Annotated in this window: 21 protein-coding genes; 18 read left to right on the top strand and 3 right to left on the bottom strand. The window is 52.4% G+C overall.

Annotation, left to right across the window (positions count from 1 at the left end; translation table 11 throughout):
- Nucleotides 1-12: 12 nt before the first annotated feature.
- Together JYJ62_RS04005 and exaA are read right to left on the bottom strand one after the other, a co-directional pair.
- Nucleotides 13-654: a pentapeptide repeat-containing protein gene (locus JYJ62_RS04005; RefSeq protein ID WP_205340927.1), complete on the bottom strand. Its 642-nt coding sequence runs from the start codon at nucleotides 652-654 to the stop codon at nucleotides 13-15.
- Nucleotides 655-728: 74 nt separating this feature from the next.
- Nucleotides 729-2,588, bottom strand: coding sequence for a quinoprotein ethanol dehydrogenase (gene exaA, locus JYJ62_RS04000; RefSeq protein WP_205340926.1), 1,860 nt, complete (start codon nucleotides 2,586-2,588; stop codon nucleotides 729-731).
- 313 nt (nucleotides 2,589-2,901) lie between these two features.
- Between exaA and pedF the strand changes: the two genes are divergently transcribed.
- From pedF to JYJ62_RS03930, 14 genes are all read left to right on the top strand, one after another.
- Entirely contained in the window at nucleotides 2,902-3,339 is a 438-nt protein-coding gene (pedF, locus tag JYJ62_RS03995) for a cytochrome c-550 PedF (RefSeq protein WP_205340925.1), read from the top strand.
- 5 nt (nucleotides 3,340-3,344) lie between these two features.
- The gene (locus JYJ62_RS03990) at nucleotides 3,345-4,244 is read left to right on the top strand and encodes a substrate-binding periplasmic protein (RefSeq protein ID WP_205340924.1); all 900 of its coding nucleotides are present in this window, start codon (nucleotides 3,345-3,347) and stop codon (nucleotides 4,242-4,244) included.
- A 40-nt stretch (nucleotides 4,245-4,284) separates the two neighbouring features.
- The gene (locus JYJ62_RS03985) at nucleotides 4,285-5,037 is read left to right on the top strand and encodes a quinoprotein dehydrogenase-associated SoxYZ-like carrier (RefSeq protein ID WP_205340923.1); all 753 of its coding nucleotides are present in this window, start codon (nucleotides 4,285-4,287) and stop codon (nucleotides 5,035-5,037) included.
- A 114-nt stretch (nucleotides 5,038-5,151) separates the two neighbouring features.
- Nucleotides 5,152-6,081, top strand: coding sequence for a quinoprotein relay system zinc metallohydrolase 1 (locus tag JYJ62_RS03980; RefSeq protein ID WP_205340922.1), 930 nt, complete (start codon nucleotides 5,152-5,154; stop codon nucleotides 6,079-6,081).
- Nucleotides 6,082-6,366: 285 nt separating this feature from the next.
- Complete coding sequence (locus JYJ62_RS03975; protein ID WP_205340921.1) at nucleotides 6,367-8,136, top strand: methanol/ethanol family PQQ-dependent dehydrogenase; 1,770 nt, start codon at nucleotides 6,367-6,369, stop codon at nucleotides 8,134-8,136.
- A gap of 249 nt (nucleotides 8,137-8,385) precedes the next feature.
- Nucleotides 8,386-9,906 (top strand): aldehyde dehydrogenase family protein, encoded by a 1,521-nt coding sequence (locus JYJ62_RS03970; protein ID WP_205340920.1) that lies wholly within the window; start codon nucleotides 8,386-8,388, stop codon nucleotides 9,904-9,906.
- Nucleotides 9,907-10,250: 344 nt separating this feature from the next.
- Nucleotides 10,251-10,322, top strand: a complete 72-nt coding sequence (gene pqqA, locus JYJ62_RS03965) for a pyrroloquinoline quinone precursor peptide PqqA (protein WP_205341306.1) — start codon at nucleotides 10,251-10,253, stop codon at nucleotides 10,320-10,322.
- Between the two features lie 70 nt (nucleotides 10,323-10,392).
- Complete coding sequence (pqqB, locus tag JYJ62_RS03960) at nucleotides 10,393-11,307, top strand: pyrroloquinoline quinone biosynthesis protein PqqB (protein ID WP_205340919.1); 915 nt, start codon at nucleotides 10,393-10,395, stop codon at nucleotides 11,305-11,307.
- A gap of 9 nt (nucleotides 11,308-11,316) precedes the next feature.
- Entirely contained in the window at nucleotides 11,317-12,069 is a 753-nt protein-coding gene (gene pqqC / locus JYJ62_RS03955) for a pyrroloquinoline-quinone synthase PqqC (protein ID WP_205340918.1), read from the top strand.
- Complete coding sequence (gene pqqD, locus JYJ62_RS03950; RefSeq protein ID WP_205340917.1) at nucleotides 12,066-12,350, top strand: pyrroloquinoline quinone biosynthesis peptide chaperone PqqD; 285 nt, start codon at nucleotides 12,066-12,068, stop codon at nucleotides 12,348-12,350. Before pqqC ends, pqqD begins: the two co-directional genes overlap by 4 nt.
- A complete protein-coding gene (gene pqqE / locus JYJ62_RS03945) occupies nucleotides 12,322-13,479 on the top strand; it encodes a pyrroloquinoline quinone biosynthesis protein PqqE (RefSeq protein WP_205340916.1) in 1,158 nt (385 codons plus the stop codon). Before pqqD ends, pqqE begins: the two co-directional genes overlap by 29 nt.
- 6 nt (nucleotides 13,480-13,485) lie before the next feature.
- Entirely contained in the window at nucleotides 13,486-15,381 is a 1,896-nt protein-coding gene (locus tag JYJ62_RS03940; RefSeq protein ID WP_205340915.1) for an alpha/beta hydrolase family protein, read from the top strand.
- A 224-nt stretch (nucleotides 15,382-15,605) separates the two neighbouring features.
- On the top strand, nucleotides 15,606-16,769 hold the full coding sequence (gene ercA, locus JYJ62_RS03935; protein ID WP_205340914.1) for an alcohol dehydrogenase-like regulatory protein ErcA: 1,164 nt from the start codon (nucleotides 15,606-15,608) through the stop codon (nucleotides 16,767-16,769).
- Entirely contained in the window at nucleotides 16,753-18,495 is a 1,743-nt protein-coding gene (locus JYJ62_RS03930) for a NahK/ErcS family hybrid sensor histidine kinase/response regulator (RefSeq protein ID WP_205340913.1), read from the top strand. The genes ercA and JYJ62_RS03930 overlap by 17 nt, the downstream gene beginning before the upstream one ends.
- Here the strand turns inward: JYJ62_RS03930 and JYJ62_RS03925 are convergent.
- A complete protein-coding gene (locus JYJ62_RS03925) occupies nucleotides 18,472-19,365 on the bottom strand; it encodes a LysR family transcriptional regulator (protein WP_205340912.1) in 894 nt (297 codons plus the stop codon). The genes JYJ62_RS03930 and JYJ62_RS03925 overlap by 24 nt on opposite strands.
- 437 nt (nucleotides 19,366-19,802) lie before the next feature.
- Here JYJ62_RS03925 and pgm point away from each other — a divergent pair, with 437 nt between their 5' ends.
- The 4 genes from pgm (at nucleotide 19,803) to tviB (ending at nucleotide 24,737) form a co-directional block, all read left to right on the top strand.
- Nucleotides 19,803-21,380 (top strand): phosphoglucomutase (alpha-D-glucose-1,6-bisphosphate-dependent), encoded by a 1,578-nt coding sequence (pgm, locus tag JYJ62_RS03920; protein WP_232365712.1) that lies wholly within the window; start codon nucleotides 19,803-19,805, stop codon nucleotides 21,378-21,380.
- Nucleotides 21,381-21,551: 171 nt separating this feature from the next.
- On the top strand, nucleotides 21,552-22,151 hold the full coding sequence (locus tag JYJ62_RS03915) for a cysteine hydrolase family protein (RefSeq protein WP_205340911.1): 600 nt from the start codon (nucleotides 21,552-21,554) through the stop codon (nucleotides 22,149-22,151).
- Nucleotides 22,152-22,683: 532 nt separating this feature from the next.
- Nucleotides 22,684-23,208, top strand: a complete 525-nt coding sequence (gene rfaH, locus JYJ62_RS03910) for a transcription/translation regulatory transformer protein RfaH (protein WP_205340910.1) — start codon at nucleotides 22,684-22,686, stop codon at nucleotides 23,206-23,208.
- A 251-nt stretch (nucleotides 23,209-23,459) separates the two neighbouring features.
- Nucleotides 23,460-24,737: a Vi polysaccharide biosynthesis UDP-N-acetylglucosamine C-6 dehydrogenase TviB gene (tviB, locus tag JYJ62_RS03905; RefSeq protein WP_205340909.1), complete on the top strand. Its 1,278-nt coding sequence runs from the start codon at nucleotides 23,460-23,462 to the stop codon at nucleotides 24,735-24,737.
- Nucleotides 24,738-24,777: the final 40 nt, after the last annotated feature.

Here is a 24,777-nt window from a genome sequence, read left to right as displayed (position 1 = left end):
GAGACATGTGTTTTACCAATCGAGCGGACATGCCGTGCAGCCTTCCATAAAGGTTCCGAGGAAGGTGGCGTAGTGACGGCGCGCGCCGGTCATATTGGCTTTCGCCATATTGGCTTCGCTAAGTTTTGACTCTTGCAGATTGGCATCGATAAAAGTGGCCTTGCGTAAATCGCTTTTATTCAGCCAAGCCATTTCTAGGTTGGCCGCATTAAAATTAGCACCCGGTAACTTAGCACCGGAAAAGCGGGCGAAATCTAAATTGGCTCCGTTGAAATCAGTATTTTTACCTTTTGCCCCTTGCGCCATCAGTGCCCAGCCAGTGATCGCGATCAGTTTGGTATTATCCAGATTAGCCCCGCGTAAGCTGGCTTGTTGCAGGCTGGCGCGGGTCAGGTTGGCGCCGGTTAAGTTGGCTTGATTGAGGGTGGCCAGATCCAATTGCGTGTGACGTAAGTTGGCACCGGATAAGTTGGCTTTGTCGAAGTTGATTTTTTTCAAATTCATATTGCTGAGATCGGCATTACGCAAATCCATGCCGGCACAGTTACTGGCGGGTTCAAGCTTACAGCCATTGATCGTTGGGACGTCGTCTTGATTGGCGCAAACGCCGGTGCTGATCACCAGCGCTAAAGCAGTTAAAAGATGGCGTTGCATATCGAGTTCCTCAGGAAAACCGCTGCTGCGCGAGCACAGCAGCGGTGAGTGCTAAGTGAATAGACGTGTGGTGATTACTTCTTGTCCCACTCAGGCAGTTTGAACACCCAGAATGAGCCACCTTGAGCAACCGGCTTGGTTAACTCAGCCATATCGCCACCCCACAGTGGTACCGCGCCGCCGTAACCTGAGGTCACGCCGATGTATTGCTGACCATCCATTTCCCACGTCACTGGTGGTGAAATCACGCCACTACCGGTTTGGAATTTCCACAGCTCTTTACCGGTTTTAGCGTTAAAGGCTTTGAAATAACCGTCACTGGTTCCGGTAAACACGAGGTTACCTTTGGTCGCCAGCACGCCAGCCCACAAAGGTAACTTCTCTTTATGTTCCCAGGCCACTTTACCGGTGGTAGGGTCCATCGCGCGTAAGATACCGACGTGGTCATCAAACAGACGTTTGATGCGGAAGCCTTGACCTAAGTAAGCCGAACCTTTTTTGTAGCTGACTTCTTCAGTCCAGTAATCTTCTTTCCAGTGGTTAGCCGGTACATAGAACAAGCCGGTGTCTTGACTGTACGCCATTGGGTTCCAGTTTTTACCACCTAAGAACGGCGGTGAAACTTCCACTGACTTACCGCGTTTCTCACCGGGCTCAGGCTTAGCTGGACGCTGTCCTTCGTTTTCAACCGGACGACCGGTTTCCAAGTCAATATGCGAAGCCCAAGTGATGCCATCGACAAATGGGAAGGCGTTTTTCAACTTGCCGTTGTTGCGATCAACGACATAGAAGAAGCCGTTACGGTCAGCGTGCGCAGTAGCTTTGGTGACCTTACCGCTTTTATCTTTGTGATCAAACAGCACTAACTCGTTGTTACCTGAAAAGTCCCATGCATCGTTCGGGGTGTGCTGGTAGAACCATTTAACTTCACCGGTGGTAGCGTCAACGCCCAACTGGCCAGATGTGTAGAGGCTATCGAAATCTTTTGGATCGCCGCCCTCAGCGGTACGCTCCCAACCATTCCAAGGTGCTGGGTTACCGGCACCAATAATAATAGTGTTAGTTTCTTCGTCAAAGCTTGCGCTCTGCCAAGGCGCACCACCGCCTTGACTCCAGGCTTCTTTTTTACCCGTTGGGTGATTTGGATCATCGGGCCATGACGGCGCTTTAATATCACCGGTAGGCGTGCTGTCTTTACCGTTGAGGCGGCCCATATGGCCTTCAACGAATGGACGCATCCACACTTCTTCACCGGTATCAGGATCGCGAGCAAAGAGTTGACCGACCACACCAAACTCATCACCGGAGCTGCCGTGAATCAGCAGGACTTTGCCGGTTTTGGCGTCTTTGGCCATGGTTGGCGCACCGGTCATGGTGTAACCGGCGGCGTGATCACCAAATTTCTTGTTCCAGACCACTTTACCGGTGTCTTTATTCAGCGCAACAACGCGTGCATCGAGCGTACCAAAGTATACTTTATCGCCGAAGATCGCTACGCCACGGTTCACTACGTCACAGCATGGACGGATATCGTCAGGCAGACGATGGCTGTAGTTCCACAGGCGTTTACCGGTTTTGGCATCCAGTGCCCAGACCCGTGAATACGAACCGGTGACATAAATAATACCGTCATGAATCACTGCTTGTGATTCTTGGCCGCGCTGTTTCTCATCACCGAACGAATAGCTCCAAGCTGGGGTCAGCTTGAACACGTTGTCTTCGTTAATTTTGCTGAGTGGGCTGTAGCGCTGAGCGTTGGTGCCCATCCCGTATTGCAAAACGTTGTTAGTGGATAAGTGATCCTGCGCAATATCTTCCCAGGTCACTGGCGTCGCAAAGCTGAGGCTGGAGCCAAGTAGGGTGGCGCCTAAGATTAAGCCCTTGACGGCCAGGGCTAAGGGTTTGGCAGAGCTGGGTAATTGTTGTTTTATCATTGCTGTACTTCCCGTGGTTACATGTTGTGAGTCGTGCGCCAGATCTCTGCGCAGTGACGGTCTCCATGGTGTGAAAGTACGAGGAGGATGCATACGGAATTTTTCCCGTTGGTGGCGGGAGATATTCCCAGGTGGCAGATCAATTGGCAGTGCTTCTAAAACGCTTATTTTGTATACCTTTGCACCTACTACTAAGGGCGTGGTTCTCGACCACTAAAGCAGCGTTCAACTCTGCCCGTAGCATTTCTAACATAAATGGCATGGTTCAGCTGATTGGCGAACGTCTTACATATCATTTTTGATGGTGGAAATAATGAATAAGAAAAATACAATATTTGCCGCATTAATCGCCGCAACTTTCGGGTTCTCTAGCGCTGCATACGCACACGGTGATGTGGTGCCGCAGAGTGTTAATACCGGTGAATTGCATGCTTTGGGTGCCGAGTGGTTGGATGAAAACCCCTACCGCGCGCCGAATGAACAAAATGAGTTGGCGATCGAAATTGGCTCATCAGCCTATAACCAAAACTGCGCACGTTGCCATGGCCTAGAAGCCATGTCCGGTGGCATTGCTCCTGATTTGCGTTTATTAGAAGTCGGTCTGGACGGCGATGATTGGTATAAAGAGCGCGTGATCAATGGTGCGGTGCGCAATGGCGCGGTGTATATGCCAAGAATGGCCGACTATTTAAGCCAAGAAGCGCTGTGGGCGATTCGAACCTACATTGAAAGCCGTCCTGTACCGGAGTGATAACGATGATGCGTCGAATCTTAATCGCGTTGTGTGCTGCAATCAGTCTGTCGCTGAGCGCACAGCTGTATGCCGAAAGTCTCAGCACTGCGGTGCGCACATACGATGACATGATCGCCGCAGGTACATTAAAAGTCGCTGTCTACGAAAACTTTGCGCCCTATAGTTTTCGCCTTGATGGTCAGCCGCAAGGTGTGGATGTCGAATTAGCTGAGCAGGTTGCGCAAGAACTGGGCGTCACCTTAGAGATAATCTGGATGACACCGGGTGAAAAACTCGATGATGATTTGCGCAATTTTATTTGGCGCGGTCATTATTTACGCAAGGATATTCGCGCCGATCTAATGCTGCGCGTGCCTTACGATCGTGAGTTTTCCAATCGCCGCAATGAGCTGGGTGAGCTGGTCAACGAGCTGGTGGTGATGTTTGGCCCCTACCAGCGTGAACGCTGGCTGACCGTCTATAACAGTCGCCGCATCAAGAACTTGGAAACCGTTGGTGTGTTTCAGTATCACCCCGTTGGGGTTGAGGATGATTCAGTCCCTTCGTTTTACTTGCTCACTGCTTTTGCTGGACGCCTCAGTTCCAGTGTTAAACACTTTGTCAGTCCGACGGCAGCTTTTGCGGCCATGCAAGAGGGCAAGGTTGATGCTGTGATGGCGATGCGCGGTGAATTGGAATGGCTACTGAGTCAAGCCAAAGACGAGGCGCTGAAAAAATCTGATGCAGCCTATCCAAACTTGGGCCAAGCGACTTGGGATGTGGGCATGGCGGTGCATGAAAGCAATCGTCAGCTGGCCTATGCCGTGGAAGCCCTCACCGAAGCGATGATTGCCGATGGGCGTATGCAGGCCTTGTATGCGAAATACCATTTGAGCTATGAAGTGCCTGGTTTGTACCAGTAACTGCAACATCCTATCCCTGTGTCGTAACGCTGGAGGTGGTATGAACACGCGTATTATCTATGCCTTAGCCTTGACCCTAACATCCTGCTGGGCGCATGCCGTTGAAGGTGATCCGCAGCCTTCGGTGATGTGGGAATACTTCCATCAGCGTCTCCTCGACAATGCTGACTTTGTTTTTGACGAGGCGGTAAAGGTTAGCGTGCCGCCGTTTGCCGAAGATGCACGACAAGTGCCGATTGAAGTGGATGCGCGGGCGTTGCCTGGCAAAGTCGAGCGGGTGATGATTTGGGCGGAGCTCAATCCGATTCCGCAAGTCTTGACCTTGTATCCCAGTGCTGAACTGGAAAAGTTTTTGGCGGTGCGTATTCGTGTTGAACAAGCCACGCCGATTCGTGCGGCATTGTTAATGGATGACGGCATCTGGCATGTCGGCTCAGCGCGAGTGGAAGCGGCTGGTGGCGGTTGCAGTGCGCCCAGCGTGGTCAGGGCGCAGGAAGGCTGGGAAGACCATCTCGGAGAAATCTTTGGTGCGCGTTTTAAGGCCGGCGATAACAGCCGTTTACGCTTAAGCGTTTCTCATCCGATGGATAATGGTTTGGTCGATTCGATTCCTGAGTTTTATGTCAACCAAGCCGAGCTGCGCGATCGTTCCGGTGCGGTGCTGGCGCGCATCGATTTATTTTCTGCGGTGAGTGAAAACCCAACCCTGACTTTGGGGATTAAGGGCCATCCAGAAACGCAGTTGTGGCTCCGTGATAACAACGGCAATGAATTTACCGCAGATATTCCTTAGCGCGCAGCATGCCGTTAGTGCTGTTTGCGCCGTTTGCGCCGTTTGCGCGTCGCGTGTTGCTAGGCGTTGCGCCGTCACTGAGCTGCGTCTTTTTTGATCGATTGAGGTGAGGTTATGCGTTGCTTATTGATCTTTTTATGTAGCAGTATATTGAGCTTTAGCGCTTGGGCTGACTATCAGTTAACCCCAAAAAAAATAGCCGAAAACACCTGGCTGCTAGAAGGCTCCACGGAAAACTTTAACTTTGAAAATGGCGGCAATATTGTCAATGCCGCCTTTATTGTCACCGATACTGGCGTGGTAGTGATTGATACCGGCCCGTCCTTGGCCTATGGCAAAGCCTTGCGCGCCGCGATTGCTACGGTCACCGATAAACCGGTCATTCAAGTCTTGCTAACCCATCACCATCCCGATCATGTCCTCGGTAATCAAGCCTTTGCTGATGTACCAATTGCGGCGCTGGCTGGCAGCAAACAGCTGCTGCAAGAGCAGGGCAATCACATGGCGGAAAATATGTACCGCGTGGTTGGCGATTGGATGCGTGGCACCGAAGTGCTATTACCCTCACAGCTTGTTGAGGCGGGCGTCTTAACGATTGGCGGACACCCGTTACAGCTCTTAAGCCTGACGGGGCATACCGGCGCGGACTTGGTGATTTTAGATCAGCGTACTGGGGTGTTATTTGCCGGTGACTTAGTCTTTTATCAGCGCGCTTTAGCCACGCCCAATACTCCAGGACTTGCAGCGTGGTTGGCGGACATCGATACCTTAGAAAAACTGCCATGGACACTGATTGTGCCCGGTCATGGCCCGCTGGCCAGTGACGCACAACCCTTTGTGCAGATGCGTGATTATTTGACTTGGCTCGATAGCGCCTTACGTGAGGCGGCGCAGACGGGGATGGACATGAATCAAGTGTTACGACTGCCAATTCCCGAGCGCTTTGCTCAGGTCAGTTTGACTCGCTATGAGTTGATCCGCACGGTCAGTCACCTCTATCCGTTGTATGAGAAACAACAGTGGCAGCGCCTTGATCAGGACTGATTGATCTCTGCTGAGTCACGCCTGACCTCATCGATAACCCTCAAGCATTGCTGGCGCAGTCTTGGGGGTTTTCTTTGTCAGGCGCTTGATCAATTGGCGTGCTGCGTCGAGTGCTGGCTGGCTGATGCCTGTTGTTGCGGCGATGAGCGCGGCGAGGTGTTACTACTAACGTAGGTACTAACTAGGCTTTGAGGTCAATTGTTGTTGAGCCTGCTGCAGCGAAGAATCTATAGCGGTTCGGGATTATTTCCCGATCACAATAATAACGCTGTAGAGGTGGCCATAATGAAACGCACAAGATTGCATCAAATGTTTGCTCTATCCGCATTATGCGGCGCAATGCTGCTACACAGTGTCGGTGTACAAGCAGTCACTGACGAAGAAATTTTAGACGATGCCAACACCACTCACCAGATTGTCAGCAATGGTTTAGGTTTGGCTGGGCAGCGTTATAGCCCGCTGGCAACAGTCAACGTTGACACCGTGCAACAGCTGCGTCCAGTTTGGGCTTTATCCTTTGGGGGGGAGAAGCAGCGCGGGCAAGAATCACAGCCCATGATTAAAGATGGCGTGATGTATGTCACCGCCTCCTATTCGCGGGTTTTCGCAATGGACGCACGCACCGGTAAAGAGCTGTGGCAGTACGACGCGCGTCTGCCGGATGGCATTATGCCGTGCTGTGACGTGATTAACCGTGGTGTTGCTTTGTACGGCGATTTAGTGATTGTCGGTACCCTGGATGCCAAGTTAGTCGCATTAAATAAAGACACCGGTAAAGTGGTTTGGCGTAAAACTGTCGCCGATTACAAAGCGGGTTATTCGATTACTGCCGCGCCGATTGTGGTTAAAGGCAAGCTGATTACCGGCGTTTCCGGTGGTGAGTTCGGTATCGTTGGTAAAGTTGAAGCCTACAACCCTGTGAATGGTGATTTGATCTGGACGCGTCCGACGGTTGAAGGCCACATGGGTTATGTTTGGAAAGACGGTAAGAAAATTGAAAGTGGTATTTCTGGTGGTGAAGCCGGCAAAACTTGGCCGGGTGATCTCTGGAAAACCGGTGGTGCTGCGCCATGGCTCGGCGGCTCTTATGATGCTGAAACCGACTCATTATTGTTTGGTACCAGTAACCCGTCACCTTGGAACTCGCACATGCGCCCAGGCGACAACCTGTTTTCATCGTCACGCTTAGCGCTGAATCCTGATGATGGTTCGATCAAATGGCACTTCCAAACCACACCACACGATGGTTGGGATTACGATGGTGTGAACGAGCTGGTGTCGTTCAGTTACGAAGAAAATGGCAAAACGGTTAAAGCGGCAGCGACCGCCGACCGTAATGGTTATTTCTATGTCTTGGATCGCAGCAACGGTAAGTTCATCCGTGGCTTCCCATTCGCCGACAAGATTACGTGGGCGAAAGGCTTGGATAAAGATGGCCGTCCAATCTATGACGAAAGCAACCGTCCAGGCGCGCCGGGCGAGGGCAAGCAAGGTTCTTCAGTCTTTGTCGCGCCGGCGTTCTTAGGTGCGAAAAACTGGATGCCAATGGCCTACAGTCAAGACACCGGTTTGTTCTATGTGCCGGTCAATGAGTGGGGTATGGACATCTGGAACGAAGGTGTGACCTACAAGAAAGGCGCGGCGTACTTAGGTGCGGGCTTTACCATCAGACCGTTGAATGAAGATTACATTGGCGTGTTAAAAGCCATTGATCCAAAAACCGGTAAAGAAGTTTGGCGCTATAAAAACTACGCACCACTGTGGGGCGGCGTCTTGGCGACCAAAGGTAATCTGGTGTTTACCGGTAACCCTGAAGGTTTCTTAATGGCCTTTGATGCAAAAACTGGTAAAAAACTCTATGAGTTCCAAACCGGTTCTGGCGTACTGGGTTCACCTGTCACTTGGGAAATGGACGGCGAGCAATATATCAGCGTCGTTTCCGGTTGGGGTGGCGCGGTACCTTTGTGGGGCGGCGAAGTGGCGAAGCGGGTTAAAGACTACAACCAAGGCGGCATGGTCTGGACCTTCAAACTCCCTAAAGAACACACGCTGTAATAACCGCGCGCAGCATGTAAGTGCTTAAGTGTCATCGATATTGCTTAAGCAGTATCGAAACAACAAAACCGGCCTCGCCGGTTTTGTTGTTTCTGCACATCCCCTACGGTAGCGGCGCATTCTATCTAGTTCTAAATAACTAGATTTTCTGTGCCTAGGGTGCATTCGTCTGGTTGCTGGGAGTGGCTATTATCGAACCATAACCTGCCCGTGGTTGGCGCAGGCACTGAATAAGAAGAGGCTACGCAGATGATTTATGCACAACCAGGTACACCAGGTTCTTTACTGACCATTAAGCCACGTTACGGCAACTACATTGGTGGCCAGTTTGTGCCACCGGTCAATGGTGAGTACTTTACCAACACCACACCCGTCACTGGTGCAGTGGCCGGTGAATTTCCGCGCTCAGATGCTGACGATATTAATCTGGCTTTAGATGCTGCCCACGCAGCGGCATCGGCTTGGGGTAAAACCTCAGCACAAGACCGCGCCCGCGTCCTGTTACGCATTGCTGATCGTATTGAAGACAACCTAGAGTTGTTGGCAGTCGTCGAGACTTGGGACAACGGCAAGCCTGTGCGTGAAACCCTCAACGCTGACATCCCATTAGCCGCTGACCATTTCCGCTACTTCGCCGGTTGCTTACGTGCGCAAGAAGGTTCCGCTGCAGAAATCAACGAACACACCGCTGCTTACCACTTCCACGAGCCACTCGGTGTAGTGGGACAAATTATTCCATGGAACTTCCCATTGTTGATGGGTGCTTGGAAACTGGCGCCAGCCTTGGCTGCGGGTAACTGCATCGTGCTGAAACCAGCCGAGCAAACGCCACTGTCGATCAGTGTGTTGATGGAATTGATTGGTGACTTATTGCCAGCTGGCGTACTTAACATCGTGCAAGGTTATGGTCGTGAAGCCGGTGAAGCACTCGCCACCAGCAAGCGCATTGCTAAGATCGCCTTTACCGGTTCAACTCCAGTCGGCTCGCACATTATGCATTGTGCGGCAGAAAACATTATCCCAAGCACAGTTGAGCTGGGCGGCAAATCACCGAATATCTTCTTTGAAGACATCATGAATGCCGAGCCGGCCTTTATTGAGAAAGCCGCTGAAGGTTTAGTCCTCGCGTTCTTTAACCAAGGTGAAATTTGCACCGCACCATCGCGCGCTTTGATTCAAGAATCAATTTACGAACCTTTCATGGCCGAAGTCATGAAGAAGATCAAAAACATCCGTCGCGGCAACCCGCTCGACACTGAAACCATGGTTGGCGCACAAGCGTCAGCGCAGCAGTTCGATAAAATCATGTCCTACATGGACATTGCTAAAGACGAAGGTGCAGAGCTGTTAACCGGCGGTAAAGTCGAGCAGCTGGAAGGTGACTTCGCCAGCGGTTATTACATCCAGCCGACCTTGCTCAAAGGCCACAACAAAATGCGCATCTTCCAAGAAGAGATTTTTGGTCCAGTGGTCGCAGTCACCACCTTTAAAGATGAAGCAGAAGCGCTGGCCATCGCCAACGACACCGAGTTTGGTTTAGGTGCAGGCTTGTGGACGCGTGATATCAACCGTGCCTACCGTATGGGCCGTGCTATTCAGGCGGGTCGTGTGTGGACCAACTGCTACCACCTCTATCCAGCGCACGCGGCCTTTGGTGGTTACAAAAAATCGGGTGTGGGCCGTGAAACCCACAAAATGATGCTGGATCACTACCAGCAGACCAAAAACCTGTTAATCAGCTACGACATCAATCCTTTAGGCTTCTTCTAAGAGGCGCTACAGATGCCGCTGGAGCGATCTGGCGGCATGCACGGCAACATTGCAGAATGTTGATTAAGTTATGCTTGTGACTGGACATGGACGTTTTCTTATCGACGAGAAGAGCTGCGTTGTCTAACGTCATCTCCCCCGCGAACTTGCTCTATCTCGGTCGAAACGCAGCCCTTGGGTTGCGTTTTTTTTTGCCTAAAATATAGCGTTTAGCACGTGGATAAAGACAGTGCGACCAATGGCAAGCTAAACCGGTTCCAAAGTACCGTTTTCTGCATGGGCGAACAGCGCTATTAATAGAGGCACCGGAATTGACCGGTGTTAATAAGAGAGAGGAATCTGCTATGTGGACTAAACCTACCTTTAATGATCTGCGTATTGGCTTTGAAGTGACGATGTACATCGCAAACCGTTGATACACGTCGCTTTATGTTAATCGTTTAACGATCAGGCCCCAGCTTGCTGGGGCTACTAAGGAATACCAACATGTACATTCAAGTATTGGGTTCAGCAGCAGGCGGTGGTTTTCCGCAGTGGAATTGTAATTGCCACAACTGCCATGGTTTACGCTCCGGCACCTTGCGTGCTGTACCACGTACACAGTCATCGATCGCCATTAGCGACGATGGTGTCAACTGGATTTTATGCAATGCTTCGCCAGACATTCGCAGTCAGATCGAAGTATTTCCTGCGCTACAACCGGCGCGCCAGGCTCGCGACACAGCGATTGCTGGAGTTATCTTACTCGATAGTCAAATTGACCATGTCACCGGCTTGCTGACCTTGCGTGAAGGCTGTCCGCACGATGTTTGGTGCACCGAGATGGTCTATCAAGACCTCACCTCAGGCTTTCCGATCTTCAAGATGCTGGCGCATTGGAACGGTGGTCTTAAGCATCAACTGATCAGCCTCGATGGCACGCCCTTTACGGTGCCAGCCTGCCCGGCCTTAAGCATCACCGCAGTGGCGTTACGCAGTAATGCTCCGCCGTACTCACCCCGCCGTGACGATCCGCACCCCGGTAATAATATTGGTCTGTTAATCGAAGACACGCGCAGCGGTAAAAAAGTCTTTTACGCGCCGGGTCTCGGTGAGATGGACGATAACCTGCGTAGCATCATGCGCAGTGCCGATTGCTTATTGGTGGATGGCACGGTCTGGACTGATGATGAAATGCAAGTCTACGGGGTCGGCACTAAGCTCGGCAGCGAGATGGGGCATTTGGCGCAAAGCGGCCCCGGCGGCATGCTCGAAGTACTGGCCGATTATCCTGAGGCGCGACGTATTTTAATTCATATCAATAATACCAACCCCATTCTCAATGAGGACTCCGCCGAGCGCGCGCAAGTGCAGGCTGCCGGTGTCGAAGTGTCTTATGACGGAATGAGTATTCAACTCTAGGAGCCTGCGATGAGCCAGCCAGCGATGACCCCCGAACAATTTGAACAGGCGCTGCGCGCGAAGGGTGCTTATTACCATATTCATCACCCGTACCATATCGCCATGCACAACGGGCAGGCCACGCGTGAGCAAATCCAAGGCTGGGTGGCCAATCGGTTTTACTATCAAATCAATATCCCGATGAAAGATGCAGCGATTATGGCCAACTGCCCTGAGCGTGATGTGCGTCGTGAGTGGGTACAACGCATGATCGATCACGATGGTGCGCCGGGTGAAGAAGGTGGCATTGAAGCGTGGCTGCGTCTGGCCGAGGCGGTTGGCTTGGATCGCGAGCAGGTCATCTCAGGCGAGTTGGTGTTGCCGGGGGTGCGTTTTGCCGTGGATGCTTATCTTAACTTTGCCCGTCGTGCCAGTTGGCAAGAAGCCGCCAGCAGTTCTTTAACTGAGCTGTTTGCGCCACATATCCACCAATCGCGTCTCGATGCCTGGCCGCAACATTACCCATGGATTGATAGCAGCGGTTATGACTATTTCCGTAAGCGTCTCAGTGAAGCACGGCGTGATGTTGAGCACGGTTTGAAAATCACCTTGCAACACTACACCACGCTCGAAGCACAGCAGCGCATGTTAGATATTTTGCAATTTAAACTGGATGTGCTGTGGAGCATGTTGGATGCGATGAGTATGGCCTATGAGCTGAAGCGTCCGCCGTATCACAGCGTCACCGAGCAACAGGTTTGGCACCGAGGGTTGGGGGTATGAGTGACAATGAACTGAACCTGCAACAACCTCTGCGTATTCGTCGTGGCTTTCGTTTGCAGTGGGAACCGGTACAAAACGGCCATGTGCTGCTCTATCCTGAAGGCATGATTCAGCTGAATGACAGCGCTGCGCATATTTTAAAATTAGTCGATGGCCAACGCAGTATCGAACAGATTATTAGCGAGTTGCAGACACAGTTTCCCGATGTGTCCGGCCTCGATGAAGATGTCTTAACCTTTATGGGGGTGGCACATGCACAGTTCTGGCTTGAATACTGCTAATCCGGTGAGCGCCACGCAAAGCCCGCCGCTGTGGTTGTTGGCTGAGCTGACCTACCGTTGCCCATTGCAGTGCCCCTATTGCTCGAATCCGGTGGACTTTGCCAAAAGTGGTGAAGAGCTGACTACCGCGCAATGGATTGAGGTGTTTCGCCAAGCGCGTGAGCTGGGTGCGGCGCAACTGGGTTTCTCCGGTGGTGAGCCCTTGGTGCGGCAAGATTTGGCCGAGCTGGTCAAAGCCGCGCGCGATTTAGGCTATTACACCAACCTGATTACCTCGGGAATTGGCTTAACGGAAAAGCGCATTGCTGAGCTGAGTGAGGCCGGATTAGATCATATTCAGATCAGCTTTCAGGCCGCCGATGAAGAGGTCAATAATATGTTGGCCGGCTCGAAAAAAGCCTTTGCGCAAAAACTGGCGATGGCCAAAGCGGTGAAAGCCGCAGGCTATCCGATGGTGCTGAACTTCGTCACCCATCGGCATAACATCGACCGTATGGATCGTATTATCGAGCTGTGCATCGAGTTGGATGCCGACTTTGTTGAGCTGGCCACCTGTCAGTTTTATGGTTGGGCCGAACTCAATCGTGCCGCCTTATTACCGACCCGTGAGCAGCTTGAGCGCGCCGAAAAAGTCACGCAACAATGGCGTGAAAAACTTGCGGCAGAAAACCATCCCTGTAAGTTGATTTTTGTTACTCCAGATTATTACGAAGAACGCCCCAAGGCCTGCATGAATGGCTGGGGCAGTTTGTTTTTAGATATCACCCCAGACGGCACCGCACTGCCGTGTCACAGTGCCAGACAATTGCCCATCCAGTTTCCTAACGTCAAAGAGCACAGCATCCAGCATATTTGGCAGGAATCCTTTGGCTTTAATAAATTTCGAGGCTTTGATTGGATGCCAGAACCCTGTCGCTCCTGCGATGAAAAAGAAAAAGATTTCGGCGGCTGCCGTTGCCAAGCCTTTATGCTCACCGGTGATGCCAGCAATACCGATCCGGTGTGCAGTAAGTCCGAGCACCACGACAAGATTCTCGCCGCACGCGAACAGGCCGAACACGCGCCTTTAGGGGTCGAGCAGATGGTTTATCGCAATGAAAAAATGTCCAACATTATTATCAAAGGCTAAGTGGCGATGTTAGCGCAAGACAGCCCCGCCGCTGGCTTTTGGCCGAGTGACTGGAGCGCCGAGCAGGCTGCGGCGGCAGGACGTGAAATCAATGAACTGAAAGTCTCGGCGCAGGGGGTGTTTTGGTCGGAGTCTGATCCAAAAACGGCACAAACCCTGCTCTATCGTTATCAACACAGTACGCAAAGCAGCACTGTCTTTACCCCCGCAGGCTTCTCGGTGCGCAGCCGCGTTTATGAATACGGCGGCGGCTCGTTTTGCCTGACTGAGCAGGGCGTAGTGTTTACTAATGAAGCCGATCAGCAAGTCTATCTGCAACGCTGGCAGGGTGCGCCGCAAGCGTTAACTCAGCGCAGTCAGTGCCGTTATGCCGATATGCAGTTTGATCCGCTGAGCAACAGCATTATTGCCATCGAAGAAGAGCAGCAGGCGCAGGCGCTGATTCATCGGTTGGTGCAGATTGAGTTACCCATTGATAACAGCTCTGTTTGCCGCGCCCCCAGACTGATTGCCGAAGGCAGCGACTTTTATGCGGCGCCACGTTTAAGCCCCAATGGTCAGCGTCTGGCCTGGATTGAATGGCAGCGCCCCGATCAGCCCTGGACACAAACGCAGCTCTTCTGCGCCGCCCGCCAGCCCGATACACGCTGGGGAACGCCGATCTGTATGGCAGGCGCAGAGGGTGATGCTTCACTGCAACAACCGGTATTCGATCAACACAACCGCTTAAACGTACTCAATGACCAACAAGGTTATTGGCAGCCGTGGCGCGAACAGCCTGGCGGACACTTAGAAAAACTGCAGGGCATCAACGCCGACTACAGCGGCGCGCCGTGGCAGTTGGGTGGTTGTAACTATCTAGCGCTGAGTGCTGATACCTACTTAATCAGTTGGCTGGAAGATGGCCATGGCCAGTTGGCGGTGTATTCGTTTGCCCAGCAAGCGATTCGGCAACGGCTGGCGACGGACTACAGCCGCTTACGCCATTTAGCCGTTGATCAGCAGTTTTTTTATTGCATTGCCGAACATCAAGCACAAGGCCGCGCGGTGTTAGCCATCGAGCGTCACAGCGGGCACAGCCACATCCTGCAACAGTTAAGCATTGGCTTAGCCGCCGAAGAAATTGCCCATCCGCAAAGTTTTTACTTCCCCAGCACGGATGATGAACAGGTGCACGGCTTTTTCTATCCACCGTGCAATAGCCAGCACAGCCTCAAAGACCAAGAGCGGCCACCGCTGCTGGTGTTTCTGCACGGCGGCCCCACCTCGGCCTGTTATCCGGTGTTTGATGCGCGGATTCAGTTTTGGACGCAGCGTGGTTTTGCCGTGGCGGATCTCAATTACCGTGGCAGTACCGGCTTTGGTCGCCGCTACCGGCAGCGCTTACACCAGCAGTGGGGGCGTGTTGAGGTGGAGGATATTTGTGCCTTGGTGCAGAGCTTAATTGCTCACGACAAAGTCAATCCCCAGCAAATCTGCGTGCGTGGTGCCAGTGCCGGTGGCTACAGTGCATTATTAGCCATCGCTGCCAGTCCGAACTTTGCTGCTGCTGCGAGTTTATATGGGGTCAGCGATCCGGAGGCGTTACGCAAGGTCACGCATAAATTTGAAGGCGATTATCTCGACTGGCTACTGGGTTGCCCCGAGCAATTTGCCGCACGAGCGCCGCTTGAACAGGTGGCGCAGATTCACACGCCAGTGATCTTCTTTCAGGGCGGGCGTGATGTGGTGGTGGTGCCTGCACAAACCACGGATATGGTCAGCGCGTTACAAGCGCAGGGCGTACGCGTCGATTATCATCTCTACCCAGAAGAAGGCCATGGTTTTCGGCAGGCGCATAACTTAGCCGCAGTCTTGCGTTTGGAATTGGCTTTTTATCAGCAGGTTTTTCAGAATAGCTGAGCGCCGTGGCCAAAGCGCAGATTAAACACCAGCGCGCAGCAATGGCTGGACTCTTAGCTAGTGCTTAAAGCTTGAGTGTAGCGCTATACTATTGCCCATAGTCTGAGTTGTTGCCTGCTGCATAGGGATCGCGCTGTTGATGATTGCTTCAGTCTGTTTTCGCGCGCATAAAAAAGTGCAAATATGCCTGCTTGGCCAATCCAATAACAATAAGACGAGTCGCTATGAACCGATCAATCAGCGAATTACGTAAATTCGTTTCTCCCGAAATTGTCTTTGGTGCCGGTTGCCGGCATCGTGTCGGTCACTTTGTCAGTGTATTTGGCGCGACAAAAGTGTTGATTGTTTCTGACCCTGGGGTGCAAGCGGCCGGATGGGTGGCGGATATTGAAGCCAGTTTGCAAGAGCAGGGCATCAGCTACCATTTATTTACCGAGGTCTCGCCCAATCCACGCGTTGAAGAAGTCATGCATGGTGCAGAAATTTATAAAATGCACAACTGCACGGCGATTGTTGCGGTGGGAGGTGGCAGCCCGATGGATTGCGCGAAAGCGATTGGTATTGTTGCCGCGCATGGTCGCAGTATTTTAGAGTTTGAAGGGGTGGATACCATCCGCCTGCCCAGTCCGCCGCTGATTTTAATCCCCACTACCGCCGGTACCTCTGCCGATGTCTCGCAGTTTGTGATTATTTCCAATCAACAGCAGCGGATGAAATTCTCCATTGTCAGTAAAGCCGTGGTGCCGGATGTGTCGTTAATTGACCCGGAAACCACCCTGACCATGGATCCGTTTCTTGCTGCCTGTACCGGTATTGATGCCTTGGTGCATGCCATTGAAGCCTTTGTTTCGATTGGCAGCGGGCCGTTGACCGATCACCATGCCCTCGAAGCCATGCGTCTGATCAGTGGCAACTTAATAGAAATGATCGCCAACCCCAGCGATATCGTTCTGCGCGAGCAAATCATGCTCGGCAGCATGCAAGCCGGTTTGGCTTTCTCCAATGCCATCTTAGGTGCCGTACATGCCATGTCGCACAGCTTGGGTGGTTATCTGGATCTGCCGCACGGGCAATGTAACGCGGCGTTGATTGAGCATGTGGTGGCGTTTAACTACCACTCCGCACCCGAGCGTTTTAATATTATTGCGCAAACTTTCGGCATTGATTGCCGTGGCTTAACCCCAGAGCAGATCCGTCAGCGCTTAATTGATTTCTTAATTGCCTTTAAACAGGCAGTCGGTTTTCATGACAGCCTCAGCGTCTATGGTGTCAGCCCATCAGATATTCCTTTTTTATCACAGCATGCGATGGGCGATCCTTGTATTTTGACCAACCCCAGATCCTCCAATCAGCGCGACATGGAAGTGGTGTATGGCGAAGCGCTCTGAACATACCTTAGCCGGGTTATTAGGCTTAAGTGATCAGTCGGCGCGCAAAAGTCATTATCCTGAACTGTTGCTGCAGCTGGAAGAAGTGGAGCGCGAGCGCAATCGCTATAAATGGCTGTTTGAACATGCCACCTACGGGATTTTTCAGGCGCATATTGGTGGCGGCTTTAGTGCGGTCAATCCGGCGTTAGCCAATATGCTGGGTTACAGCAGCGCCGAAGAATTATTGGCGATGAACCGCACTGAAGCCGATCATCTCTTTCTTGCCGGCGGCGACGAAGTTAAACGCATTCGCGCCGAGTTACTGCAAAAAACCATCGTCCGCGGTTATGAAACCCGTCTCCTGTGTAAAGACGGTAAAACCCTCGATGTGTTGATGAATCTGTTGCTTAAGCATGATGAACCCGGCGTGCTCGAAGGTTTTGTCGCGGATATTTCCGAACGCAAAAAGAGCCAAGCGCGCCTGCAACAACTCAATCAAGAATTAGAGCAACGGGTCGCGGTGCGCACCCGCGAGCTGCAACTGAGCAATGACGGCCTGCAACAACAAATTATTCAGCGCGAACAGATGGAAGTAGCCTTACGTGAAGCCCGCGACGCCGCTGAAGAGGCCAATCGCAGCAAAGATAAATACCTCGCCGCCGCCAGCCATGATTTATTGCAGCCACTGAATGCCGCACGTTTACTGATTTCCACGTTGCGCGAGCGCACGTTGCCGCAGGCCGAAAGCCATTTGCTGGAGCGCGCGCACATGGCCTTGGAAGGGGCAGAGGATTTGCTCGCCGATCTATTGGATATCGCTCGCCTCGATCAAGCAGCAATCACCCCGTCCTTATCGGTGTGCAGCATTGATGAGTTGTTTCGTTCACTGGCCTCAGAGTTTGAACCGGTCGCCGAGGCGGCTGGCTTACAACTGAGCGTCTTTGCCACCGGCTTACAGGCCTATACCGATTGTCATCTGTTGGTGCGGATTTTAAGAAACTTCCTCAGTAACGCCTGCCGCTATACGCCGGCTGGGCGCATTTTGCTCGGCGTACGTCGTCGTGGCGATAACGTCCGTTTAGAAGTGTGGGATACCGGCTTAGGTATTGCGCTGGATCAGCAGGAGAAAATTTTCCAAGAGTTTAATCAGCTGGGTAATAACCACGCCAGTGGCCGTAAAGGCGTCGGTCTTGGTTTAGCCATTGTCGAGCGCATCGCCACTATTATCGGTGCGCGGATTCAGTTGCGCTCAACGGTGGGACGCGGTTCGTGCTTTAGTGTCGAAGTGCCGCTCAGTCAGGTCACTGCACCACGGCCCAGCGTCAGCCTTCCCAGCCCTGCCGACAGCCATAACCTCGAAGGTCAGCGCATTTTAGTCATAGATAACGAGCCTGAAATTCTGCACAGCATGGGCGCGCTCTTGACTCAGTGGCGCTGCGATGTGTTGTTGGCGAAGGATTACAGCGGCGCGCTGGACGCACTGGACGGGCAGGCACCGGATTTGATTATTGTTGATTTAAATTTAGACAATGATGTCACCGGCTTGCAGGTGGTTGAGCAGCTCAGACGCGATTTTGCACATATCATTCCTGCAGTGTTAATCACCGCCGACTACACCGATCAAGAACAAGCACTGCGCAAAAAACTGCAGATTCCGCTGCTGACCAAACCGGTACGCCCGGGCAAACTGCGTGCCGCGCTCAGTCATCAACTCAAACCCTCAGCGCCTCAGCCCACGCAATAACTCCGCATGCTCAGCAAACTGCGCGACTAACCACTGATACACCGCAGCAAAGCGTGCTAACTGTGCGGTTTGTCGGTGGCTGAGCAGCCAAATCTCACGAAACACCACCGGCCCCGCGCTCAGTTGCTTTAATCCAGCATTGTCCGCCAGCATGCACGGCAAGAGCGCCAAACCCACACCGTGCTTGCAGGCTTGAATCAAGGTTTCGAGATGACTGGACTGCAACAGCGCTGGCGCAGTTAAGCCCAGTTGCTGCAACCAGCGCATTTCCGGCACATGGGCGAGATCCTCGGTGTAACTCAGCCAAGCTTGCTGCGGCCACTCGGCAGGTGTCAGCGGTGCCTGCTCGGCATGGCCATACACCGCCCAGCCCATCTCGCCAACCTTACGCATAAATAACGCCGCATCACCCTCAGGCCGCGCTAAACGAATGGCAATATCCGCCTCACTCTGACTAAAAGATAAATCACGATTGTCGTTTAGCAGTTGCAAATTCAACTGAGGATGCTCTTGGGTCAAACTGGGCAGATGCTTGACCAGCCACAGGCTAAACAGACAATCCACCGCGGTGATACGCACCGTACCGCTGATGCTTGCGGCGCTGTTTTGGGTGTTCTCCAGCATCTGCTGAATATGCCCAGAAATACCCTGCGCCGACGCCAAAAAAGTTAAACCGGCTGCCGTGGCTTGATAACCACTGGGGGTACGAATAAACAAGCGCGTTTGCAAGGTCGTCTCGGCGGCGCTGAGGCGGCGACTTATTGTCGACACATCCACCCGCAAAATCCGTGCAGTGGCGCGCAAGCTGCCTTCACGCTGTAAAATCAGCAGCAAGCGAATATCATTCCAATCAAAGGCATGGGCTAGCATCGTCGTTATTCACCTGTCATCACACTGTTGCACAGATGCAAACAGCGGCGACCAGTGTAGAGCCTGTCACTGCCACGCGCACTCCGACAATGGCAGCGCCTAACTACGACTGCAGAACAATAAGCAGACCGCTGCGACTACCACCCAGCAAAAAACACCGTTATGCTCACCTCCAGCCAACCATAAACCAGCAAGCACGACACGCTCTTGTAGGCGCTGGCCATGCCTGCGACAGCGCTATAGCAAACAGCATAGCGCCAGCAAGCACCACACGCTCTTGTAGGAGCTGGCCATGCCTGCGACAGCGCTATAGCAAACAGCACAGCGCCAACAAGCACGACACGCTCTTGTAGGAGCTGGCCATGCCTGCGACAGCGCCACTGCAAATAACACCGCGTTAGCCAACACCCTAATAACCGCTCTATAAGGTAAATATTTTGATAAACACATGGATTGATGCTTTTTATTCAATAAAACCCGATGCCCACACCCCAGCTCAAGCCGTGAGTTTTGGCACCTCGGGGCATCGTGGCTCTTCGTTACACGCCAGCTTCAACGAGCTGCATATCCTCGCCATCGCCCAAGCCGTGGTTGATTACCGCCAACAAAAAGATATCAACGGCCCATTATTTCTCGGCCTAGATACCCACGCCCTATCGCGTCCGGCGTGGGATGTAGTGTTGCAGGTGCTGGTGGCCAATCAGATCACTGTACAAGTCGCAGTACAGCAAGGCGTCACCGCCACCCCTTTAGTCAGCCGTGCGATTTTGACCTATAACGCGCAGCGCAGCACCGACTTAGCCGATGGCTTGATTATCACCCCCTCGCATAACCCGCCGGAAGATGGTGGGATTAAATACAACACGCCCGATGGCGGACCCGCCGACAGTGAGGCCACCACTTGGATTGAAAGCCGCGCCAATCAGTATCTGCAGGATCAATGCACCAAGGTCAAACGCATCAGCCAGCAAGAAGCACTCAGTCAAGTCGGAGAATACGATTACGTTGCCCAGTATGTCGCTGAGCTAGAGCAGGTTGTTGATTTGCCGGCGATTCGCAAATCAGGCCTGACGCTCGGTGTCGATCCGATGGGCGGCACCGGACTGGTAGTCTGGCAGGCGCTGGCGCTGGATCCAGCGTTAGGTATTCACATCGTCAATAGCAGTCAAGATGCTAGTTTTGCCTTTATGCCGCCGGATCATGATGGCCGTATTCGCATGGACTGTTCCAGCCCGGCGGCGATGGCCAATCTGCTGGCCATTCGTCAGCAGTTTGATTTGTCCTTCGCCAATGATCCGGATGCCGATCGGCATGGCATTGTCGATGCCGCTGGCTTAATGAACCCCAACCACTTCTTATGCGTGTGCGTTGACTACCTGTTAACCCATCGCCCTCAGTGGTCGGCGGCGCTGAAAATTGGTAAAACGCTGGTGACCTCATCCTTAATGGATCGCGTGGTCGCTGCGCATGGCCGTGAACTGTATGAAGTACCGGTAGGCTTTAAATGGTTTGTTGAAGGCTTACACCAGCGCTGGCTGGCCTTCGCTGGTGAAGAAAGTGCTGGCGCGAGCCTGTTAACCTTCGCTGGCGACACTTGGACCACCGACAAAGACGGCATTGCTCTGTGTTTACTGGCTGCCGAAATCACCGCCGTCACCGGTCTCACGCCATCGCAGTACTACGCCACACTCACCGCCCAACACGGCCATCCGTACTACCGCCGCATCGATGCCGCCGCCACGCCTGAGCAAAAAGCCGCTTTTAAACAACTCAGCGCCGAACATATCCAAACCAAGACTTTAGCCGGTGAAGAGATCAGCGCGATACTGCTCAACGCACCTGGCAATGGCGCAGCCATCGGCGGGATTAAAGTTTGCACCGCTAACGGCTGGTTCGCCGCCCGCCCCAGCGGCACCGAGAATCTCTATAAAATCTACGCGGAAAGCTTTATCAGCGAACAGCACCTACAGCAGTTGATTGATGAAGCACAGACGCTGTTGGCCAGCGTGTTGTAGCGCGTAAATAATCCTGCTGTCGGTTGTGCGGCCGGCAGCAGGGCAGAGCCGCTTAAGCTAGCGAGACAACCACTGTTGCAAAAACGCAAAGCAGAGCTGCACATTTAGCGATTCCAATTGCCGCGCGTCACTTCGACAATGAGCGCACTCAACTACAACTGGAGAACAACAATGAGTCAGTTTCCGACCCTGTTTCAACTCACCGGCAGCGAACACCCCGTCGCACAGTGGCAAGATGCCGTCTTGGTGATTATCGATGCGCAAAATGAATACCGCATCGGTGATATGCAATTGCCCGATGTCGAGCCGGCGACCGTACAGATTCAACAGTTATTAGCCGCGGCGCGCGCGCATGGCAGCCCCGTTGCCCATATTCGCCATATCGGCGTACCCGGCTACTTGTTTGATCCAGAGGGTCCACGCGGACAGATTTTTGATGAGCTGACGCCAGTCGATGGCGAAGCGGTGATTGATAAACCGCTGCCCAACGCCTTTGCTCACAGCAGCTTACAAGCGTTTGTGCAAAGCACCGGCCGCACTGATTTGATTGTTTGTGGCTTTATGACCCACATGTGCGTCAGCGCCACCGTACGTGCGGCAAAAGATCTTGGCTACCAAAGCACCGTGGTTGCCGATGCCTGCGCCACGCGAACCTTACCCGGTTTAGCCACAGGCCACTTGGATGCCAAAGCACTGCATGAGATGGAACTGGTAGCTTTAGCTGACTTCTTCGCCTGCGTGGTTAAAGACGCCGCCGCGCTAGGCGCATAAGCACAGCAGCAACAGTTTTCGCTGCAGCACAGACACAATCTCGGCTGGCAAAGCTGGGGTTGTGTTGCTCTGGATCAAGGATAATTGGCCTTAATCACACAGATGCCAAGCATAAATATTCTGTTAGAAGACTAGTCAAGCCGCGCAGAACGTCATAAACTCCGCCATCAGTTAAGCGGATCACCTTGGTTCTAGTATAAAAATGCTCGACGCGAGCACAACGCCCAAGCTGATGTTAAATCGATATCTAAGTCTGTGGTCAGCCTGTTGTCGCACATGATTGCACAACCCTCACTGCGCTAAAAACATAGCAAACAGACCTGTTATCCAGTGCAGTTTAGAAGGGACTTTAGTGAGCCATGGCCAGTCAATGCCGCTTACACGCAATTGCTGATGCAAGACATGCTCTCAAGCACACCATGCTTATGAAAGAGCGCGCAGTCTATGCTGCGCAACTTCAAACTAGCGCACAATCCGCTCGACCACAGCCTCAACAGACTGCTCATGACAATATGGCGTGGTCGTATTGAGCATGAAACAAACCTCCCCCGCAGCCGAGCACAGCGCAGCTGATCACAACTGGTATGTGGTGTTGACCAAGCCTAAGCAAGAGCTGCGCGCACAAGACAACCTTGAGCGCCAAGGCGGGAGCGTTTTTTTACCGATGTTAGCCATCGAGCGTATCAGCCGCGGCCAACGCGTCATGCGTCAAGAGCCATTATTTCCCGGCTATTTATTTTTACAGGCCGACGCACAAGACCCTATTTTAAGTAAAGTGCGCTCCACCATGGGCACACGTCAGTTGCTGACCTTTGCCAGCCAAGTGATGACCGTCGATAACAGAATCATTGACGATTTACGTCAGCGTAGCAACACCGATCACACTGTCCAGCAATTCAGCGCTGGGCAAAGCGTCACCCTAAACAACGGCCCCTTTCAACACTATCAAGCCCTATTTAAAGAGTACGATGGCGCAGAACGGGGCATTATTTTGCTCAGCCTACTGGGCAAGCAAAACGAATTACTGATCCAACTGGCCGACCTGCGCGCAAGCTAACGCACAACTGACCAGCACAACTTAAACACGATGCGACTTAGGGGCGATACGCGAACAACCCTAGGGCGGTAGCGTGCCTGAAACAGTTAGCCTAGTAGGCGTCTGTTTCAGGCCAATAAAAGGCTTGCAGCCAGCACCCTCGTGTAGGAGCTGGCCATGCCTGCGACAGCGCTAGTGCAGACAGCATAGCAACAGCACATGCAACTCTATCTTTAATACATTCATACATACGGTAAATGAGCACTCTACTTATGCTGACTTTAAAAAATATCAAACTTGCAGTCATTGGCCTTGGCTATGTTGGGCTACCTCTTGCCGTTGAATTCGGTAAAAAACGTAGTGTGGTCGGGTTTGATATTAACCAACCGCGCATTGACGCGTTGCAAGCAGGGCATGACGCCACCTTAGAAGTCAGCAATGAAGAACTCGCCGAAGCAGTCCAGCTGAGCTACACCGCCAGCTTCGATGGTCTAAAAGATTGCAATGTCTTTATCGTCACCGTACCCACACCAATCAACGAACACAAACAGCCTGATTTAACGCCACTGATCAAAGCTTCGGAAACCATAGGTAAAGTACTGAAAAAAGGCGATATCGTTATTTACGAATCGACTGTTTACCCTGGTGCTACCGAAGACGATTGCGTACCTGTTCTGGAACGTGTGTCTGGTTTAGTATTTAACCAAGACTTTTACGCAGGCTACAGCCCAGAGCGGATTAACCCAGGCGATAAAGAACACCGCGTCACCAATATCAAAAAAGTCACGGCAGGCTCCACGCCAGAAGTGGCTGATCTAGTGGATGCGCTGTATAACGAAATCATTGTGGTTGGCACTCATAAAGCCAGCAGCATCAAAGTCGCTGAAGCGGCTAAAGTGATTGAAAATACCCAGCGCGATGTCAATATCGCTTTGATCAACGAGCTGGCAATTATCTTTAACAAGCTGGGCATTGATACCGAAGCTGTATTAGAAGCCGCGGGTACCAAATGGAACTTCTTACCTTTCCGCCCAGGTTTGGTCGGTGGTCACTGCATCGGTGTTGACCCGTACTACCTCACCCACAAAGCGCAAAGCATTGGTTACCAGCCAGAAATTATCCTGTCGGGTCGCCGTCTGAACGACAGTATGGGCGAATACGTGGTCAGCCAGCTGATTAAAGCCATGCTGAAAAAACGCATTCACGTGCAAGGCGCGCGCGTATTAATCATGGGCTTAACCTTCAAAGAGAACTGCCCAGATTTACGCAACACCCGCGTAGTGGATATTGTTAAAGAACTAAAAGAATATGGCATTCAAGTGGATGTATTTGATCCTTGGGTCAACCTACAAGAAGCCCAGCACGAATACGGTATTACTCCAGTCGCCGAAGTTGAGCAGGGGGTTTATGACGGCATCGTTTTGGCCGTCGGGCATAACCAGTTTAAAGATATGGGCGCAACTAAGATTCGAGCATTAGGTAAAGCCGAGCATATTTTATACGACTTAAAATACTTACTCAGCGCCGCCGAATCCGACCTACGCCTATAAATGTAGATCGGCCTGTAGGAGCGGGCCATGCCCGCGATTA

The sequence above is a fragment of the Denitrificimonas caeni genome (assembly GCF_905120345.1).
Classification (GTDB): Bacteria; Pseudomonadota; Gammaproteobacteria; order Pseudomonadales; family Pseudomonadaceae; genus Denitrificimonas; species Denitrificimonas caeni_A.
Note: the sequence above shows the minus strand (reverse complement) of the source record. Positions and strands in the feature narration are given on the sequence as shown.

Excerpts from the sequence above, each read along its gene's own strand:
- pqqC (WP_205340918.1), top strand. The coding sequence starts at position 11,317 with ATGAGCCAGCCAGCGATGACCCCCGAACAATTTGAACAGGCGCTGCGC.
- JYJ62_RS03940 (WP_205340915.1), top strand. The coding sequence starts at position 13,486 with ATGTTAGCGCAAGACAGCCCCGCCGCTGGCTTTTGGCCGAGTGACTGG.
- JYJ62_RS04005 (WP_205340927.1), bottom strand. The coding sequence starts at position 654 with ATGCAACGCCATCTTTTAACTGCTTTAGCGCTGGTGATCAGCACCGGC.
- tviB (WP_205340909.1), top strand. The coding sequence starts at position 23,460 with ATGCTGACTTTAAAAAATATCAAACTTGCAGTCATTGGCCTTGGCTAT.
- JYJ62_RS03975 (WP_205340921.1), top strand. The coding sequence starts at position 6,367 with ATGAAACGCACAAGATTGCATCAAATGTTTGCTCTATCCGCATTATGC.
- JYJ62_RS03985 (WP_205340923.1), top strand. The coding sequence starts at position 4,285 with ATGAACACGCGTATTATCTATGCCTTAGCCTTGACCCTAACATCCTGC.
- JYJ62_RS03970 (WP_205340920.1), top strand. The coding sequence starts at position 8,386 with ATGATTTATGCACAACCAGGTACACCAGGTTCTTTACTGACCATTAAG.
- pqqB (WP_205340919.1), top strand. The coding sequence starts at position 10,393 with ATGTACATTCAAGTATTGGGTTCAGCAGCAGGCGGTGGTTTTCCGCAG.
- pedF (WP_205340925.1), top strand. The coding sequence starts at position 2,902 with ATGAATAAGAAAAATACAATATTTGCCGCATTAATCGCCGCAACTTTC.
- JYJ62_RS03990 (WP_205340924.1), top strand. The coding sequence starts at position 3,345 with ATGATGCGTCGAATCTTAATCGCGTTGTGTGCTGCAATCAGTCTGTCG.
- JYJ62_RS03980 (WP_205340922.1), top strand. The coding sequence starts at position 5,152 with ATGCGTTGCTTATTGATCTTTTTATGTAGCAGTATATTGAGCTTTAGC.
- JYJ62_RS03930 (WP_205340913.1), top strand. The coding sequence starts at position 16,753 with ATGGCGAAGCGCTCTGAACATACCTTAGCCGGGTTATTAGGCTTAAGT.
- JYJ62_RS03925 (WP_205340912.1), bottom strand. The coding sequence starts at position 19,365 with ATGCTAGCCCATGCCTTTGATTGGAATGATATTCGCTTGCTGCTGATT.
- JYJ62_RS03915 (WP_205340911.1), top strand. The coding sequence starts at position 21,552 with ATGAGTCAGTTTCCGACCCTGTTTCAACTCACCGGCAGCGAACACCCC.
- pqqD (WP_205340917.1), top strand. The coding sequence starts at position 12,066 with ATGAGTGACAATGAACTGAACCTGCAACAACCTCTGCGTATTCGTCGT.
- exaA (WP_205340926.1), bottom strand. The coding sequence starts at position 2,588 with ATGATAAAACAACAATTACCCAGCTCTGCCAAACCCTTAGCCCTGGCC.
- rfaH (WP_205340910.1), top strand. The coding sequence starts at position 22,684 with ATGAAACAAACCTCCCCCGCAGCCGAGCACAGCGCAGCTGATCACAAC.
- ercA (WP_205340914.1), top strand. The coding sequence starts at position 15,606 with ATGAACCGATCAATCAGCGAATTACGTAAATTCGTTTCTCCCGAAATT.
- pqqE (WP_205340916.1), top strand. The coding sequence starts at position 12,322 with ATGCACAGTTCTGGCTTGAATACTGCTAATCCGGTGAGCGCCACGCAA.